This window comes from Sorangium sp. So ce693, from assembly GCF_051521375.1.
In the GTDB taxonomy this organism is placed as follows: Bacteria; Myxococcota_A; Polyangia; order Polyangiales; family Polyangiaceae; genus Sorangium; species Sorangium atrum.
This window is the reverse complement of sequence record NZ_CP150347.1, coordinates 7,048,972-7,064,995: the sequence shown is the minus strand read 5'-3', so window position 1 is coordinate 7,064,995 and position 16,024 is coordinate 7,048,972. Positions and strand designations below refer to the sequence as shown.

Annotated in this window: 13 protein-coding genes; 9 read left to right on the top strand and 4 right to left on the bottom strand. The window is 70.1% G+C overall.

Annotated elements, in window-relative coordinates; all coding sequences use genetic code 11:
- Positions 1–203 precede the first annotated feature (203 nt).
- The 7 genes from WMF14_RS26190 to WMF14_RS26160 all read left to right on the top strand — a co-directional run bounded on the left by WMF14_RS26190 (position 204) and on the right by WMF14_RS26160 (position 7,970).
- On the top strand, positions 204–446 hold the full coding sequence (locus WMF14_RS26190; RefSeq protein ID WP_272093599.1) for a hypothetical protein: 243 nt from the start codon (positions 204–206) through the stop codon (positions 444–446).
- A complete protein-coding gene (locus WMF14_RS26185; protein WP_437790392.1) occupies positions 443–2,866 on the top strand; it encodes a molybdopterin-dependent oxidoreductase in 2,424 nt (807 codons plus the stop codon). Before WMF14_RS26190 ends, WMF14_RS26185 begins: the two co-directional genes overlap by 4 nt.
- Positions 2,863–3,636, top strand: coding sequence for a nitrate reductase cytochrome c-type subunit (locus WMF14_RS26180; RefSeq protein WP_437790391.1), 774 nt, complete (start codon positions 2,863–2,865; stop codon positions 3,634–3,636). Before WMF14_RS26185 ends, WMF14_RS26180 begins: the two co-directional genes overlap by 4 nt.
- Positions 3,633–3,989: a hypothetical protein gene (locus tag WMF14_RS26175; RefSeq protein ID WP_437790390.1), complete on the top strand. Its 357-nt coding sequence runs from the start codon at positions 3,633–3,635 to the stop codon at positions 3,987–3,989. The genes WMF14_RS26180 and WMF14_RS26175 overlap by 4 nt, the downstream gene beginning before the upstream one ends.
- A gap of 590 nt (positions 3,990–4,579) precedes the next feature.
- Entirely contained in the window at positions 4,580–5,833 is a 1,254-nt protein-coding gene (locus WMF14_RS26170) for a carboxylate--amine ligase (RefSeq protein ID WP_437790389.1), read from the top strand.
- Positions 5,799–6,578, top strand: a complete 780-nt coding sequence (locus WMF14_RS26165; protein ID WP_437790387.1) for a metallophosphoesterase family protein — start codon at positions 5,799–5,801, stop codon at positions 6,576–6,578. Before WMF14_RS26170 ends, WMF14_RS26165 begins: the two co-directional genes overlap by 35 nt.
- A gap of 87 nt (positions 6,579–6,665) precedes the next feature.
- Positions 6,666–7,970, top strand: coding sequence for a GNAT family N-acetyltransferase (locus WMF14_RS26160; RefSeq protein WP_437790386.1), 1,305 nt, complete (start codon positions 6,666–6,668; stop codon positions 7,968–7,970).
- A 203-nt stretch (positions 7,971–8,173) separates the two neighbouring features.
- Here WMF14_RS26160 and manA read toward each other — a convergent pair whose 3' ends face one another.
- Positions 8,174–9,373: a mannose-6-phosphate isomerase, class I gene (gene manA / locus WMF14_RS26155; RefSeq protein ID WP_437790385.1), complete on the bottom strand. Its 1,200-nt coding sequence runs from the start codon at positions 9,371–9,373 to the stop codon at positions 8,174–8,176.
- Between the two features lie 126 nt (positions 9,374–9,499).
- On the opposite strand from manA, the gene WMF14_RS26150 reads away from it, so the two are divergent.
- Positions 9,500–10,192 carry an MmcQ/YjbR family DNA-binding protein gene (locus WMF14_RS26150; protein ID WP_437790384.1) on the top strand — a complete coding sequence of 231 codons (693 nt, stop codon included), beginning with the start codon at positions 9,500–9,502 and terminating at the stop codon, positions 10,190–10,192.
- Between the two features lie 119 nt (positions 10,193–10,311).
- On the top strand, positions 10,312–11,445 hold the full coding sequence (locus tag WMF14_RS26145; protein WP_437790383.1) for an endonuclease/exonuclease/phosphatase family protein: 1,134 nt from the start codon (positions 10,312–10,314) through the stop codon (positions 11,443–11,445).
- A 46-nt stretch (positions 11,446–11,491) separates the two neighbouring features.
- On the opposite strand, the gene WMF14_RS26140 is transcribed toward WMF14_RS26145, so the two are convergent.
- The 3 genes from WMF14_RS26140 to WMF14_RS26130 all read right to left on the bottom strand — a co-directional run bounded on the left by WMF14_RS26140 (position 11,492) and on the right by WMF14_RS26130 (position 15,147).
- Positions 11,492–12,124 carry a DUF6151 family protein gene (locus WMF14_RS26140; RefSeq protein ID WP_272093588.1) on the bottom strand — a complete coding sequence of 211 codons (633 nt, stop codon included), beginning with the start codon at positions 12,122–12,124 and terminating at the stop codon, positions 11,492–11,494.
- 48 nt (positions 12,125–12,172) lie between these two features.
- On the bottom strand, positions 12,173–13,594 hold the full coding sequence (locus WMF14_RS26135; RefSeq protein ID WP_437790382.1) for an endo-1,4-beta-xylanase: 1,422 nt from the start codon (positions 13,592–13,594) through the stop codon (positions 12,173–12,175).
- Positions 13,595–14,130: 536 nt separating this feature from the next.
- Positions 14,131–15,147, bottom strand: a complete 1,017-nt coding sequence (locus WMF14_RS26130) for an SUMF1/EgtB/PvdO family nonheme iron enzyme (RefSeq protein ID WP_437790381.1) — start codon at positions 15,145–15,147, stop codon at positions 14,131–14,133.
- Between the last annotated feature and the right edge of the window lie 877 nt (positions 15,148–16,024).

The following is a 16,024-nucleotide window of genomic DNA, read 5'->3' as shown; positions in this document are numbered from 1 at the left end:
GCTCGACACGGTGCAGGGCGCGCGTTCCGACGCACCGTTTGCGCATCCCAGCGCTCCTCGTGCGCCGCGGATCTCCGGTGAGGGGAAGGGACAGGCCGCGATGCGCGGGCGTTCCGGCGAGGAGCTCGTGTGGCCCGGACGTTGCGATGTTGCGATGCGACGCTCGACCGCATCCACCCGAACAACCCCAGCCAGGCGTGCCGATGCCCATCAGTGCTCTTGTCATCACGCTCTCCGATGAGCCCAGCGCGCGAGCGCGCGCGTGTCGCTCGCTCGCCGCAGAGGCGGCGCTCTCGCTCGGTCCTCCGTGTGGTTCGAGGCTACCCGCGATCGCCGAGACAGCGACCCTGGTCGCCGGGGAAGAGCTCGTGGAGCGGGTGCTCTGCACCGACGGCGTGGACTTCGTCGACGTGGTCTCGGTCGACTTCTCGGATCTGGAGCCATGATGGATCGCCGCGAGTTTCTGAGGTGCTCCGCGATGGGCGCGGCGACCGTGGCCGCCAGTCGGCTCGCGCTGGGCAAGGACGGCGTCGCCGCCGCCCAGGCGGCGCCCGGGGCGGGGATCACCTCCGATGTGGTCTGGAACAAGGCGCCGTGCAGGTTCTGCGGCACCGGCTGCCACGTGCAGGTGGGCGTGAGAGGGGGCCGCGTGGTCGCGGTCGCGGGCGACCAGAGCGCGGACGTCAACAAGGGCCTGCTCTGCGTGAAAGGGTATCACGTCGGCCTCGCCCTCTACGGCAGAGACCGGCTCACGAAGCCGCTGCTCCGCAGGAACGGCAAGCTCGAGCCCATCGGCTGGGACGAGGCCATCGCGATCATCGCGCGGCGCGCGATGCAGAGCCCGGCGGGGTTCGCGCTCTACGGCAGCGGCCAGTGGACGATCCCCGAGGGGTACGCGGCGAACAAGCTCGTGAAGGCGGGGCTCGGCAACAACCAGATCGACCCGAACGCGCGCCTCTGCATGGCATCGGCGGTGACAGGCTTCCTCTCCACGTACGGCGTGGACGAGCCGGCCGGCTGCTACGAGGATCTCGACAGGTGCGATGTCCTCCTCATGTGGGGGAACAACCCGGCCGAGATGCACCCCGTGCTCTTCTCGCGCGTCGTCGACCGTCGATCGAAGGGCGAGCAGGTGCTCCTCATCGATCTCACGACGCGGCGCACGCGCACCTCGGCCTTCTGCCAGCACACGCTGGTCTTCAAGCCGAACACCGATCTTGCGATCGCGAACGGCATCGCGCACCTGCTCGTCGAGCGCGGGACGTTCGACCGGGCGTTCGTCGACCGGTTCTGCAACTTCCGGAAGCGGACCGAGCCCCCGACCCTCGAGGGGCAGCCGATGAGCTTCGAGGAGTACAAGACGGCGCTGGCCGAATATACGCCGGAGCGGGTGGAGGCGATCTCGGGCGTCGCCGCGAAGGACATCCGGATGCTGGCGGATCTCTTCGGGCGCCGCGATCTGCGGATCACGAGCCTCTGGTGCATGGGGATGAACCAGCACACCCGCGGCACCGCGATCAACGATCTGGTGCACGGCGTGCACCTGCTCAGCGGCCACTTCGGCAAGCCCGGCGACGCCCCGACCAGCCTGACGGGCCAGCCGTCGGCCTGCGGCACGGTGCGCGAGGTCGGCACGCTCGCCCACGGGCTCCCCGGCGGCCTCGTCGTCACGAACGCCGAGCACCGGAAGGAGGCCGAGCACCTCTGGAACCTGCCCGCGGGGCGGATCAACCCGAAGCCCGGCTACCACACGGTCGACCTCTGGAAGCGCTTCTCGACCCCGAAGGAGCAGGGCGGCGACATCGACACCATCTGGGTGATGGTGACCAATCCAGGCCAGTCGTTGCCGAACACCAACGAGCTCTTCGACGCGAGCCGCAAGATCCCGGGCAAGTTCCTCATCGTGTCCGACGTCTACCCGACGGCCACGGTGCGCGCCGCGGATCTCGTCCTGCCCTCGGCCATGTGGGTCGAGAAGAACGGGATGTTCGGCAACTCCGAGCGCCGCACGCAGCAGTGGTTCAAGATGGTCGAGCCGCCCGGCGAGGCGCGGGACGATGCATGGCAGATCATCGCCGTGGCGCGCAAGCTCCACGACATGGGCTTCGCCGGGATGAAGGACAAGGACGGCCGTTTCCTGTTCGACATCCGGAAGGACGGCAAGGGAGTGCCGGTCTGGGACTACAAGCACTACCACGACGTCAACGTCGACGAGCAGCTCTTCGAGGAGTACCGCGAGTTCAGCCGGTTCAAGCACAAGGACCTGGCGCCGTACCGCGAGTACGTCAAGGCGCGCGGCCTGCGCTGGCCGGTCGTCGAGCAGCCGGACGGCTCGTGGCGGGAGACGCGGTTCCGCTTCGCGCGGTTCGACGACCCTTATGCCACGAAGGACGAGATCCAGTTTTATCACTCGGTGACGAAGGACGACCGGGCGCTCATCTGGTTTCACCCCTACGAGCCGCCGCCCGAGTCGCCCGACGCGGAGTATCCCTTCTGGCTGTGCACGGGCCGCGTCCTCGAGCACTGGCACACGGGGTCGCTCACCATGAGGATACCCCAGCTACAGCGGGCGATGCCGCAGTCGTACCTGGAGATGAACCGCGAGGACGCGCGGAGGCTCGGTGTCGGCGACGGCGAGGTCGTGATCCTGGAGAGCCGGCGCGGCGCGCTCGAGCTGCCTGTCTGGATCGAGGGCCGGGGCGCGCCGCCGGCCGGCACGGTGTTCGTGCCGTTCTTCGATGAGACCGTGATGGTGAACCGCGCGACGCTCGAGGCGTACGATCCGCTCTCGAAGCAGCCGGACTACAAGAAGTGCGCGGTCAGGATCCGCCGCAAACCGCAGGGCAAGCGGGGAGAGGCGCGATGAAGGACGCCCGCGGCCTGCACGTCGGCCTCGCCGCGATCGTCGCTGTCGCGGCGGCGGGCTACTTCTCGGGGGTCCGCGGCACGGAGCAGGGGGTCGCTGAGCTGCGCGGCGATCCCGCTCCGCCCTCGGCGAGCGTCGAGGCGCGCAGCTACGCCGACATGCGCGAGCGCGCGCACGGCCCGAACGCCGGCATGTACGAGGGCGCATTCGCCCGGCTCGAGGCGGCGGACGCCGATCTCTACGCGCCTGTCGAGCAGTCGGAGGCCGATCGAGAGGCGGCGCTCGAGCGGCGCGCCTCCCGCCGCGCCTACGACGGCGCGCCGCCCACGATCCCGCATCGCATCGAGCAGCTCGGCGCCCCGGATTGCCTTTCGTGCCACGAGCGCGGGCTGCGCGTCGCGAACCTCACCGCGCCCAGGATGAGCCACCGTCGCTACGAGAGCTGCACGCAGTGCCACGTCGTCGGCGCCGACCCGAGGCCGCTCGCGGACACGCCGCCTCCGCCCGACAACACCTTTGCGGGCATGGCGTCGCCGCGGCGAGGCGCCCGCGCCTACGAGGGCGCGCCGCCGACGATCCCGCACCCGACGCTGATGCGCTCGGAGTGCGCGAGCTGCCATGGTGTCCATGGTGCCCTCGGGATGCGCTCGACCCATCCTTATCGGCAGAGCTGCACCCAGTGCCACGCGCCTTCGGCCGAGCTGGATCAGCGCGCGCCCAGGCCTCTGTCCGCGTGGCCACCGCCGAGCATGGGAGCGGACAGGCCATGAAGCTCCACGCCGTGGATGAGACGGAGAGCGCGCCTGAGATCCGGCTGCCGCCATTGCAGGAAGCGGTGCTCGACGAGGCGACCCTCGATCAGCTCTTCTTCGACCTCGCCGAGGCCGCGGAGCTCGTCTCGGTGTCGCTCAAGGCCGGTGCGGCTGCCCGCGCAGGGGATCTCCAGCGGGCCGGCAGCGCGGGCGGCGAGCTCGCCCTCGCCCGTCGCGCGCTCGTCGACGGGACCGCGCTCGGGGTGCAGATCCGTTATCGCTTCGCGGGCTCGGAGTGGTGGGATACGCTGCTCCGGATCCCCTCCGGCGTGCGCCTCGTGCGCGTCCGGATCGAGGACGCCCTCGGATAGCGCCTCGCGCCCGCGTAGCGCCGTCCTCATGGGTCATCCATGGCCGAACGGCGACACCCACGCTTGCTTGGATACCGGCGCATCACCCGGGCGACCTCATGCCCTCTACAGTGCCCGCGCGATCTGCCGACGGCTCACCTTTCGTATTTGGCCGAAGCCGATCCACGTCGTGGACGAATGAACACGCCAACCCCCACAGGCGCCCTCGGCCAATCTGCGCCCGGCGAGCGCCGCGAGGCGCGCAGCCGCCTGGACACCGGGCAGAACACCTCGGTTCGGAGCGGCGGCCCATGTCCTTGTCTTGGTTGGACAGCCCTGTGCCTTGGCTTTCCATTGGTTGCGTGATTCTCTTGTCAGCCAGCAAATTCACCGTATACTGATTGTGAGTCGCGCTCCTGCCGTCCGCCATGTCGTCCTGAGGCGTGTCGCAGCGCTCGTGACGATCCGCCGGATCGAGGCTCCGACCATTCCAGGTCCGGCGATGCCCTGGACGGCGGGCTCGCCGCCGGCGCTCGCGAGCTGAGCGGAGGCCAGAGCGCTGCCGCCACCGATCTTCGCTGCGGTCAAAGGCTCTCGAAGGGGGAGGACTCATGTCAAACGTGGTGATCGTGGACGGACAGGACATCGATGTTGCCCGCTTCTCCCCCGAGCGGCCCCCGGCGCTCGTGCTAGGAGACATCACCCTGGTCCGCCCCCACGCGATGGCCGGGATCCCGGTCATCGTGGTGACCAAGGACCCGACCGACGCGGTCCTGTGCTCGCGCCACGTGAGCGCCGCGTGCCTCGTGCCCGGCTTTGACGAGGCGAGCCGGGCCGCGTCGGCAGCGACCTTGCTGCGCCTCGGGGCGCGGCTCCACGCCGCCCTCGGACGCAGGATCCCGCTGGCCTACGGCACCGACCCGCAGCTCGATCTCGTCTACCGCCACCGGAGAGCGCTGGCGCAGCACTTCCTGTTCCTCCTCAACGAGGAGGACGTGTGCTGGTCTCTCCTCGACAAGGAGGGTTTCTACGGCCTCTGCGAGGCGAGAGGCGTCCTCGCGCCGCGCACGCTGCGGCCCGGCGGCGATCCCGCGAGCTTGCGCGAGCCGCTCCTCGTGAAGCCGCGCCGCAAGTCGGCCTGGGCCGAGATCCAGCGCGATCTGCTCGGCGGCGCTGGCAAGGCGCGCCTCTTCAACACGCGGGCCGAGCTCCTTGCACACCCGCATTTCGCGCGCCTCAAGCAGGACCTGATCGTCCAGGAGCACATCCCGGGCGGCGTCGTCGATCTCGTGTCGTTCCACGGGTTCGCGGACGAGGAGGGGGAGCTGCTCGCGTGGTTCTGCGGCCGCAAGCTCCGCACCTACCCGGCGTTCGCCGGCGAGAGCGCGGTCGTCGAGATCACGGGCGACGAGGCGGTCGCCGCGGCCGGGCGCGACGTCGCCGCGAAGCTTGGGCTCAAGGGGCCCTTCAAGATCGACCTCGTCCGCGACGCAAGGAGCGGCGCGCTCTACACCCTCGAGGTCAATGCCCGGTACACCCTATGGAACCACGTGGGCGCCGCGGCGGGCGTCAACCTGCCGCGCGTCGCGTACGACTACCTGGTCGAGGGCCGGCGCCCGCCTGCGCCGCCGCGCGCCGCCCCCAGCTACCGCTGGCTCGACCTCTACCGTGTCTACCGCGCGTTCCGGGAGCAGCGCAGCAGCGCATCCCTCGCGGGCTGGCTCGGCACGGTCGCCGGGGCGCGCACCGTCTATGACGCGTTCGCCTGGGACGACCCGAAGCCGTTCGCGCGATGGGCCAGCTCATTCCTCACACGAAAGGTGGCGCGCCATGCTCTACGGGATCATCGCGGACATTCACGGTAACCTCGAGGCCCTCTCGGCCGTGCAGGCGTTCCTCGCGGAGCGGGGGGTGGCGCGCCTGCTCTGCCTCGGGGATATCGTCGGGTACAACGCGGACTCCGACGTGTGCGTGCGCCTGCTCGCGCGGCCGCCCACCCTCGCGATCGCGGGCAACCACGACCTCATCGCGATCGGTCGGATCGGCACCGAGCGTTGCGGCACCAAGGCGGCGTTCGCGCTCCGGCGCACGCGCGTCGCGCTCTCCGCGGACAGCAAGCGGGCCCTCGCCCTGCTACCCAGGCGGCGCCTCATCGAGGGCGAGATCGTCCTCATCCACGGCGGCGTCGCCGACGCCTGCGAGTACATGGTGAGCCCCGCGCACATCGAGGCGAACGCGCTGCTCCTCAGGGAGCATGAGCCGAGCGGGCGCATCTGCTTCTTCGGGCACACCCACGTCCAGGCGCTCTACGAGGTCGAGGCGGGGGTCGCGACGCCGCGGCCGACGGGCGAGCGGATCTCGCTCGGCCGCGGGCGCCGGTGCTTCTTCATCAACCCCGGCTCGGTCGACGCGGCCCGGAGGCGCGAGAAGCTCGCCGAGCTCGCCCTCTTCGACTCGTCGCGCCAGGAGATCTCGTTTCATCGGGTCCCTTATGAACACGAGCGCGCCGAGCGGCGCGCCGCCGAGGAGGGGTATCGAATGACATGGCTGGACAAGCGCATCGTCATGGCGCGGGCGGCGCTTGCCCACCTGCGGCCACGATGGCGCTGAGGGGGAGCGACGCCGCCGCCGCGCCGCTGCGAGGCGCGGCGTAGCGGCGGCGGACGGCGTGCGGGGTTGTGCGGAAGGGAGGGGGAGATGCTGCGGTTTCACCTGGTGACCGATGTCGCCGAGCTCGTCGCGATGCGTGGGGCTTGGGAAGAACTGATGGAGCGGAGCGGCATGAACGAGCCGATGCTCACGCCGGACTGGATGCTCGCCTGGTGGCGCGTGTTCGGGGCGCAGGGCCGCTCGCTGCGCGCCGCGCTCTTCTTCGATGGGTCCCGCCTGGTCGGCCTCGCGCCGCTGCTGGAGCGCCGCTGCCGGCACCGCAGCGGCATCCTGTTCCGCCGGCTGGAGCTCATCGCCTCAGGGGAGGATCAGGCCGACGAGGTCTGCTCTTGCAACCTCGGTGTCATCGCCGAGCGGGGCGCCGAGGCCGACGTCGCGCACGCGCTCGCCGGCGCGCTCACGGGCGCGGCGCTCGGGGCCTGGGACGAGCTGGTGATGCCGGCCATGCGTCCCGACGGCGCGCTCGCCGTGATCCTCTCGCGCGAGCTCCGGCAGCACGGCATCGACGCGCGGATCGAGGTCACGGACGCCTCGCCCTACATCCCGCTGCCGTCCAGCTGGGAGAAGTACCTGAGCGCGCTCTCCGCGTCGCGCCGCTACCTCGTGCGCCGCTCGACGCGCGATCTCGAGGCGTGGGCGGGCGGCACGCTGACGTTCGAGCGGGCGAGGACGCGCGCGGAGCTCGAGCGCGCGCGAGAGATCCTGCTCCGCTTGCACGCCGAGCGCTGGTCGGCCGATGGGGGCGCGGGCGTGTTCGCCTCGCAGCGCTTTCGCGACTTCCACGACGAGGTGATGCCCGCGATGTTCGAGCGCGGCGCCCTCGATCTCGCGTGGCTCTCGGCGCGCGGCGAGCCCATCGCGGCGCTCTATAACCTTGTGTGGGACAACAAGATCTACTTCTACCAGTGCGGGCGCAGGGTCGACCTGCCGAAGGGGCTCCGGCCGGGGACCGTGATCCACGCCTTTGCCATCCGCGCCGCGATCGCGGAGGGGCGGCGCGAATACGATTTTCTGGACAGCCCTTGCCAGTACAAACTGGCCCTCTCGCTAGCGGCGCGGCCGCTCATCGAGCTCCGGGCCGCGCGCCCCTCGCTGAACGACAGCGCCCGCCGCGCCGCGGAGCTCGCCGCGCACGAGCTCCGCGCGCTGAAGCGGCGCGTCCTTGCGACGTGGCGCTCCGCCGCCGGGTCGCTCGCGCGCGGGCCCGCGGACGGGCAGGAGACCCCGCGCGGCGAGCTCGCAGTCGCCCAGGGAGATCCCGCCATCCCCCCGCGGGCAGTGCGTGAGCGAGCCGCCTCGGAGCGAGCCGTTCGCCAAGAACAGAAGTCCTAGGCTCCTGTCCCTTGCTCTGTGGCCCTCTGTTCCTCTTCTGTTGTGGGCAGAGGCCGGGGGGCCGGAATCGGAGGGGGGTCGGATCTGAATGGCAAGGCGAGAAGATGGGAAGAACAGTTCAATGATCTTCCCACCTTCATGGGAACTCTCGCCGGGGAAATGCGACCGCTGCCCGGCGTCGCGGTGCGTCTCTCGGGGTGGCCTCAGAGGCCGACGGTAGCCCGGAAGAACTGGCCATGTCCGTCGATGGCGTAGCTCCCCGACGAGAACGGGACGAAGATCGAGCCACCCTGGCGGAGCTCGCGGGCTGCGCCGCGCGCGTCGACCAGCGAGGCCTGTCCCCGGGTGCAGAGGACGATCTCGGGGCCTCGGCGGTCATCGGTCCTCCAGGGGGCCGCGGCGTCGAGCTCGATGCGGGAGAGCCGGAACTCCGGCGCTGGGGTGTCATAGAAGGACTCCACGCCCACCTGGCGCGGCACGATGGGCTCGACGCGCCACGGCGCGAAGTCGAGGACGCGAATCAGCTCGTCGACGTTGACGTTCTTCGGCGTGAGCCCGCCGCGCAGCACGTTGTCGGAGCTCGCCATGATCTCGATCCCGACGCCCTGCACATAGGCGTGCAGCCGGCGCGGCGGCAGGTACAGCGCCTCGCCCGGCTCGAGGTGCACGTCGTTGAGCAGGAGCGCGATCACGACGCCGACGTCGCCCGGGTAGAGCTCGTGCAGGCGGAGCGCCCAGCCAGCGGCCCGTGCGAGCCATCCGCCCGCCTGGGCGCGCGCCCGGCACGCCTCGACCACCGAGGACACGAGCTCGCGCCGGGCGGCCGGCTCGAGCGCGAGCAGGCCCTGCACGAGCCGCGCGACCGCGGCCGCGTCGATCGCATCGGCGCTGCGCGGGACGAGCGCGTCTCCTGGGCCTCCGGCGAGGAGCTCGAAGACCTCCGGCAGGGCCGTGGCCGGCCGGAACCCGCAGAGGGCGTCGAACGGGGTGAGCGCACAGATGAGCTCGGGTTTGTGCTGCGGGTCGCGGTAGGTGCGCTCCGGGGCGTCGATCGGGACGCCGGCGGCGTTCTCCGCGTCGAACCCGCGCCGCGCCTGCGCCTCGTCCGGGTGTGCCTGGAGCGACAGCGGCTGGTCGGCCGCGAGCACCTTGAGGAGAAAGGGGAGCCGAGCGCCGAAGCGATCGCGCGCGGGTCCGCCGAGGAATGCGTCTGCGTGCCTGGAGATGGCGTCGATCAGGCGCTCGCGGCCCCCGTCGAGCTCGATGCACGAGGAGGCCGCCGGATGCGCTCCCATCCAGAGCTCGGCCTGCGGTTTGTCGGAGGGGCGCTGTCCGAGCAGCGTCGCGATGGCGTCCCGGGAGCCCCAGGCGTACTCCTGAACACGGTTCTCGAGCGAAAACATGGGGATAACGTGCTCCTGCAAGGCGCCACCCTACCTCATGGCACCCGGGAAATCAGCTCTCGATCGGGCTGTGAGCAGGCGCCGTTCCGGCTTTACGAGGTCGCGCGAGCGCTTTACGCTCGCCGGATGACGATGCGCCAGGACGACGCGAGGTTCACGCCCATCCTCGCGAGGCTGCGCGACGCCGCGCTGGCCTATCCCGAGGCCGTGGAGGAGTTCCCCTGGGGCGACCGTGTCGCCAAGGTGCGCGGGAAGATCTTCGTCTTCCTCAACACCCACGAAGGGAAGCTGCATGTCACGGCCAAGCTCCCGCAGTCCGGCGAGGCCGCGCTCATGCTGCCGTTCGCGGAGCCGACGGGGTACAACCTCGGCAAGAGCGGCTGGGTGACGGCGCGCTTCGGGCCGAAGGATCGCGTGCCCGAGGCGATGATGCTCGAGTGGATCGAGGAGAGCTATCGCGCGGTGGCGCCGAAGCGGGCTTTGCAGTCGCTGGAGGGGGCGGCGCCGAGGGAGTCCGGGACGAAAAGGGCTCCTGGAGAGCGTGCGACGGTGAGCCGGCGAGTGGCGCGGGCGACGGCCGCTGCCGCGGGGAAGGGCGCGGAGAAGGGGACTCCGGGGAAGAGGGCGGCGGCGAAGAAGGGGTCTCCCACCAAGAAGGTGGTATCGGGGAAGGGGACTCCGGAGAAGAAGGTGACGGCGACGAAGGGATCTCCCGCCAAGAAGGTAACGGCGAAGAAGGGGGCTCCCGCTCAGAAGACGGCGGACAGAGCGGCTCTCGCCAAGAAGGCGGCGGAGAAGGAGAGCCGGCGAAGCCCGTAACGCTTGTGAACGAGGCGGCGCCAGCGGAGGCCGCCAGCGCGCCCGGCCGGTCAGGTTGAGTGCGTTCTGGCCGCCGCCGCGCGTCGAGACGGACTCTACACGCCGACGGAGGAACATCGATGCGCCACCGCGAGCCATCCAGGGATGCGCCGTCCGAGCCGCAACCGCAACCCGCCAGGCGTCCCTCGCCGCCGCCGCGCTGGCGCCGGCTGCGGTTCTTCGTGCTCGCCGTCGCCGTGCTCTACCTCCTCGCGGTCGCGTCGATCTGGCTCGCCCTGCCCATCGTGGGCGACCGGTGGTGGCCAGGGACGCTCTTTCTCTTCGGCCCGCGCCAGATCGTCGCGCTCCCTCTCCTCGTGATCGTGCCCGCCGCGCTCCTCGTGCAGCGCCGCGCTCTCGTCCCGGCGGCGCTGGCCTCGGCGATCGTGGCCGGGCCGATCCTCGGCTTCACGTTCTCGCTCCGGGCCCTTTCCGGAGACGCCGACAGCGCCGATCTGCGCGTCGCCTCCTTCAACACGGGGAGCCGCGCCATGAACATCGATCGACTCAAGGGCTTCGTGGCCGAGACGCGGCCCGACGTGCTCGCGCTGCAGGAGTGCTCGGCGCCGGAGCAGGAGCTGAGCGCTGCATTCCCGGGGTGGTCCGTCCACGTAGATCACGGGATGTGCCTTGTGAGCCGGCACCCTCTCCTCGAGGTCGAGTCCAGGGATCGCCGCGACGTCTGGGATAAAGGCGGCCACGGCGCGATCCTCCGCTACGCGATCGCGCTGCCGGACGCGTCACGGCCGGGCGCCCATGAGCCGCCCGGTATGCGCACCTTCAGCCTGCTCAACCTGCACCTGGAGACGCCTCGCGAGGCGATCGAGGCGCTGATGCACGGCCTGTGGAAGCAGGCGGAGGAGCACGACCGCGTCATCGCATTGCGTGTCTGGGAGTCCGAGCTCGCGCGGCAGTGGGTCGACGAGGCGCCCTATCCGGTCGTCGTCGCCGGCGACTTCAACATGCCGGTCGACAGCGCCATCTACCGGCGTTTCTGGGCGGGCTTCGAGAACGCGTTCTCGCGCGCCGGCCTGGGGTTCGGCGCGACGAAGCGCACGCGCTGGTTTGGCGTCCGCATCGACCACGTGCTCGCCGGGCCTGGCTGGACGACCGAGCGCGCGTGGGTCGGCCCGGATCTCGGCTCGGATCACCTCCCCATCGTCGCCGACCTGCGCTGGAGCGGCACCCCGCGCGAAGGGCGTGGGGAGCGCTAGCGCCGCGTCGCCGCGAGAATGAGCGGGGGAAGCTCGAGCCGGCCCGTCAGGCGCGCGCCGGACGCGGGCCGCACAGCGGGCGCAGCGCCTCGCGCTCGGCCGCGGACAGCACCGTGATGGGGTACTTCGGATCCCTGGTCGCGCGATCGAAGAACGGATGCGGCCACGCCTTGCCGCGGAGCGTCCAGCCAAGCAGCTTCCGGGCCGCGTGCGCGAGAAAGCGCACGCTCGGCCTCACCGACCCGGGCGGCGGCTCGCCGATCGCAAACTTGCCCATGATGGCGCCGCGCGGCGCGCCGAAGACCTCGTCGCACGGAAGCGCGCTCGGGGCTTGCTGGAACAGCTCGGTGACGATGCCGACGAACGGCAGCCGCGGCGTCAACGTGTTGCCGAGCGGCGTCTTGCAGCAGCTCGCGTACCAGCGATAGAGGCCCTTGGGCGTCAGGCGCGCCGCGACGACGAGCTCGCTGCCGCGGTCGAACGAGACCGCCGAAGGAGCCACCTGCACGATGTCCGTGCCGCCGTGCTCATCGAGCAGGTCGGCGCGGCCGAGATGGTGCGCGAACGCCTGACAATCGTCGCAGTAGCAGACTGCGCGGTTCACCGCGTCCGGCGATGCACCGCGCAGCCATCCGTGGACCTTTCCGCAGCGACACTGGAGCTCGACGTCTCTGGACATCCGGCTCGCATAGCACGGCTCGACGCGCGCCGTGCGCGCTTCCGGTCGTCAGCGGTCGAGGAAGTCCATCAGCCAGGTCATGGCCGGCCGCATGGTGCCGTTCGGCTGCTGGAGGCCCGTGTTGGCCCTCCAGGTGGAGCCGACGATGTAACCCCACAGCGTGATGCCGGGGACGGAAGGGTGATTCCAGAACATCGTGAACTGTTCCTGCATCACCCGGCGCTGCTCCTCGTCGCTCGCGATGCCGATATCGTACTCGGTGATGTACACGGGCTTGCCCAGCGACGCGAGCTTGTCGATGTACCCCTTCACCGTGTTGGTGTTGAGCTTGTATGCGTCGTGGGCCTGCGCGCCGAGCGCGTCGACAGGGGCGCCTGCGTTGATCACCGCCCTCGCGATCCGCATGAAGTTCTGGTGCTCGCTCTCGTACTCGATGTTGTTGTAGTCGTTGAGGATCAGCTTCGCGTTCGGGCAGAACTCGCGAGCCCACTTGAAGGAGTTGACGATCCAGTCATAGCCGCTGGCGCCGTCGCCGCCGATGCCGTTCTTGTAAGAGGGCGTCGTGTGGGGCGGCGGCTCGTTGACGACGTCGATGTACTTCGTATCCGGGTAGCGCGCGCAGAACGACCGCATCCAGTCCCTCACGGCCGCCTGCTGCTCCGACCCGGAGAGCCCCGCGAGCCAGTCGGGCTGCTGGGCGCCCCAGACGAACGTGTGCTGTTTGAACACGATGCCGTTGTCCTTCGCGTACTTGTAGATCGCGTCGAGCTTGCTCCAGTCCTTCTGGCCGCGGCTCCTCTCGACGGAGCCCCACTTGCCCTCGTTCTCGGGCGTGATCTGGTTCCAGTAGTTCGCGAAGCCGGTGCGCACGGCGCCATTCGTCGTGATGTTGCCCACGAACTTCGCGCCGGTCGGGGTGCCGCCACCCGAGCCGCCGGAGCCGCCCGAGCCGCCCGAGCCGCCCGAGCCGCCGGAGCCACCCGCGCCGCCCCCGCCGCCGGCGCCGCCTGCCCCGCTGCTCGCGGAGGAGCTCGAGGACGAGCTCGAGCTGCTGCTGCTCGATGAGGAGCTCGAGCTGCTGCTCGATGAGGAAGTGCTCGTGCTGGTGCTCGAGCCGCCATTGCCCTTGACCGAGACGATCGTGGGGCTCCCGGTGCCGTTCGCGCAGAACCCCCATGATGTCGAGCGGCCCGCGGCCAGCGAGCCATTGTAGCTCTCGTTGGTGACGTTCAGCTGCCCGCCCGACGTCGTGGAGCGCGCGTTCCACAGGTTGGCCAGCGTGGCGCCGTTGAGCCCGACCACCAGGCCCCACGACGTGGCCGGGCCGTTGCTCGTGTTCGTCACTGTCACGTTCGCGCAGTACCCGCCGGTCCATTGCGACTGGAACGAGAGCTCGGCCTTCATCGTGTTGTCCGGGCTGCTCAACCCCGACTCGAGGGCGTCGCTGTCTTCCAGGTCAGCAGGCTCCATGGCGCAGGCGACCAGGCAGCACGCGAACGAAAAGGAAACAGGGCCAAATAAGCGATCGAACCGCATAAGGTCCTCCATGATCCGGCCGGCGGAGCCGCAAGAGTGCGTTCAAGGCGAATAAATAAAACAGAGTTGCGTCTGCGAGCCCTGCCGCCCATCGGGTCGAATTTGTAAGATTGTGGCCAGAGCGATATGCAATCGACAATGGCCGTTGCACGATCACACCGTGACTGTCGAAGAAAGATCTACACACGCCATGCCCGGCGCGAGACGAGGCCGAGCATGGCATCTGACTTAAGCATGCAGATGGGATCCGATGTCAAGCGCTTCGCGCGAACGGCTCCCTGATACAGTCCCGTTGCATTCACTGGCTCGCGACGGAACGACGTGCGCTCCGTCCGCCGCTCTGGAACTGCAACTGCAACTGCAACGGTGGTTCGATGGCCGAGCCGTGCGCTCGGGGGGATACCGCTGCTCCCGTGGCGCGCGGGCGCGAGGTCAGAAGCCCGGGTGGATGCGTGGCCCGCGGGCCGCGCTCACCCCGCGGGGTGTGTCTCGGCGTCCGCGCAGCAGCGGAAGCCGACCTCGTAGCCGTAGTCGTCTTCCTTGTGAAAGGTCGTCATCGGGCGACATGCGCTCCGGATCGGACCCCACCATCCGCCCTTGAGTCCGCTGCGGTAAGGGGCCTTCTGATCGGTGCGCACCACCCACTCGTTGACGTTGCCGTTCAGGTCGAAGACGCCCGCCCACGAGGCGCACTCCGCGCGCCCGCCGGCGGGCTCGCGGCCGTCCAGGCGCGCGAGCTCGGCGGCGCATCGCGCGTTCTGCTTGCACGCTTCGTAGTGGAGCAGCCGCTGGGAGTGGTCGGGAAAGCGGTAGTCTCGGTCCTGATTGCATGTCTCGGCATTCCGCTCGTAGCCGTAGACGTAAGGCAGCGACTCGGGACCTTCGCAGGCGAAATTGAACTCGGCCTCGGTGCAGAGCCGCTTGCCCTGCTCCGCGCAGAGCCCGGCGGCTTGCTCCCACGAGGTCAGCGTGCGCGGCAGCGCGCCCGGGACGTTCGGGTACTCGTACCGGTCCATGCAGAACGAGAGATGCTCGGTCTTCCCGGCGACGCACCGCGACGGCTCGCGGAATCGCAAGCATCGGGCGGCGACCCCCGGCTCGCCGTGGCGCTTTGTCCATTCGGGATGGTACTCGAGGCATTCCTGCACCACGGCGCTGCAATACTCGCCCTCCACCCGCACCATCCCGTCGGGGCAGCCCTGGGTCGAGCCGGGCAGCGCGATCGGCACCTCGATCATCGTCGGCTGGCCCGGCGGCTCGTCGCTCTCTGCGGCTGGAGGCTCGACCGGCAGCGGGTCCGAGTTCTCCACCTCTGCCGTCGGCATCTCGACCGGCAGCGGGTCGGTCATCTCCGCCTTCGTCGCGGGCGTCTCGACCGGCAGCGGGTCGGACATCTCCGCCGACTTCTCGGGAATCTCGGCGTGCCGGGCGTCGCCTCCACCTCCGCCCCCGCTCCCGTCGCCGTACGAGGGACCGGTGCAGCTCAAGGTCGCAACGCCAAGCAGTGTCAGTACCGTGAAGCCCAGGATACGCACGTTAACCTCTTCCCACGTTTGGCTACATCAGCCTACAGGCGTGGGCCAAAATTGATGCTGACCCGGGCTCGCCTCGATTTCTCCGCGAGCGTCGGGAGCCACTGGGAGGCATTGCAAAATCTCGGCCTGCTGCCTTACCCCGGAAAAGCCGGGTTACAGGGCTGTTGGCCGTTGCTTTGTCCCGTGGTGTGGCCGCCCGGTGGTCCAGGATGGCCGGCCAGCGCGGCCACCCCGGCACACCGGCCCGCGCGCGATATGCGCGCCCTGCCTCTGCTTCTTGCGCGGGTGGCTGGCTGGCCGCCAGCCTTTGCGCGCGTGCCGGCCGAGCTGTCCTGGCTGGCGGCCGCGCCGTCGGGCGAGGGCGCCGCGCGCCGTCACGTCGCGTCGACCGGAGGGCTCAGGCGGGGATCTGGGCCTCTCCCCTCTGTCGCGCCGGCACGCCGAGGCCACAGGCGGGCCACGTCAGGAGGTCAGCGCGCGTCCAGTATCCGCGGAACTGCATGGCTACTTGCAGGTCTGGAAGCCGCGATGTGCACCGCGCGAGCGCTGGCGCCGGCCTCCTGGTGGCCAACGAGCTTGAGGGGCGCGGGGCGAGGGGGCTCCGCGAGATCAAGGACATCGTGTTTCGAGCTCATGGAGTTCTCGAATCACCCGCTGGAGCGGCCCGGAGAGCTCGTCGGGATCGCCCCTCCGATCGCCTCGAATGCGCGACGTCCGTGTGGAGCTCCGGAGGTGGGGTCTTGGCCTGTTCATCGCACGACGCTCCGTCGCAGCGCATGGCGGCATGCGGAGCGCGGCGGGCGGATGCGCGACGCTCACCGTCGAATTG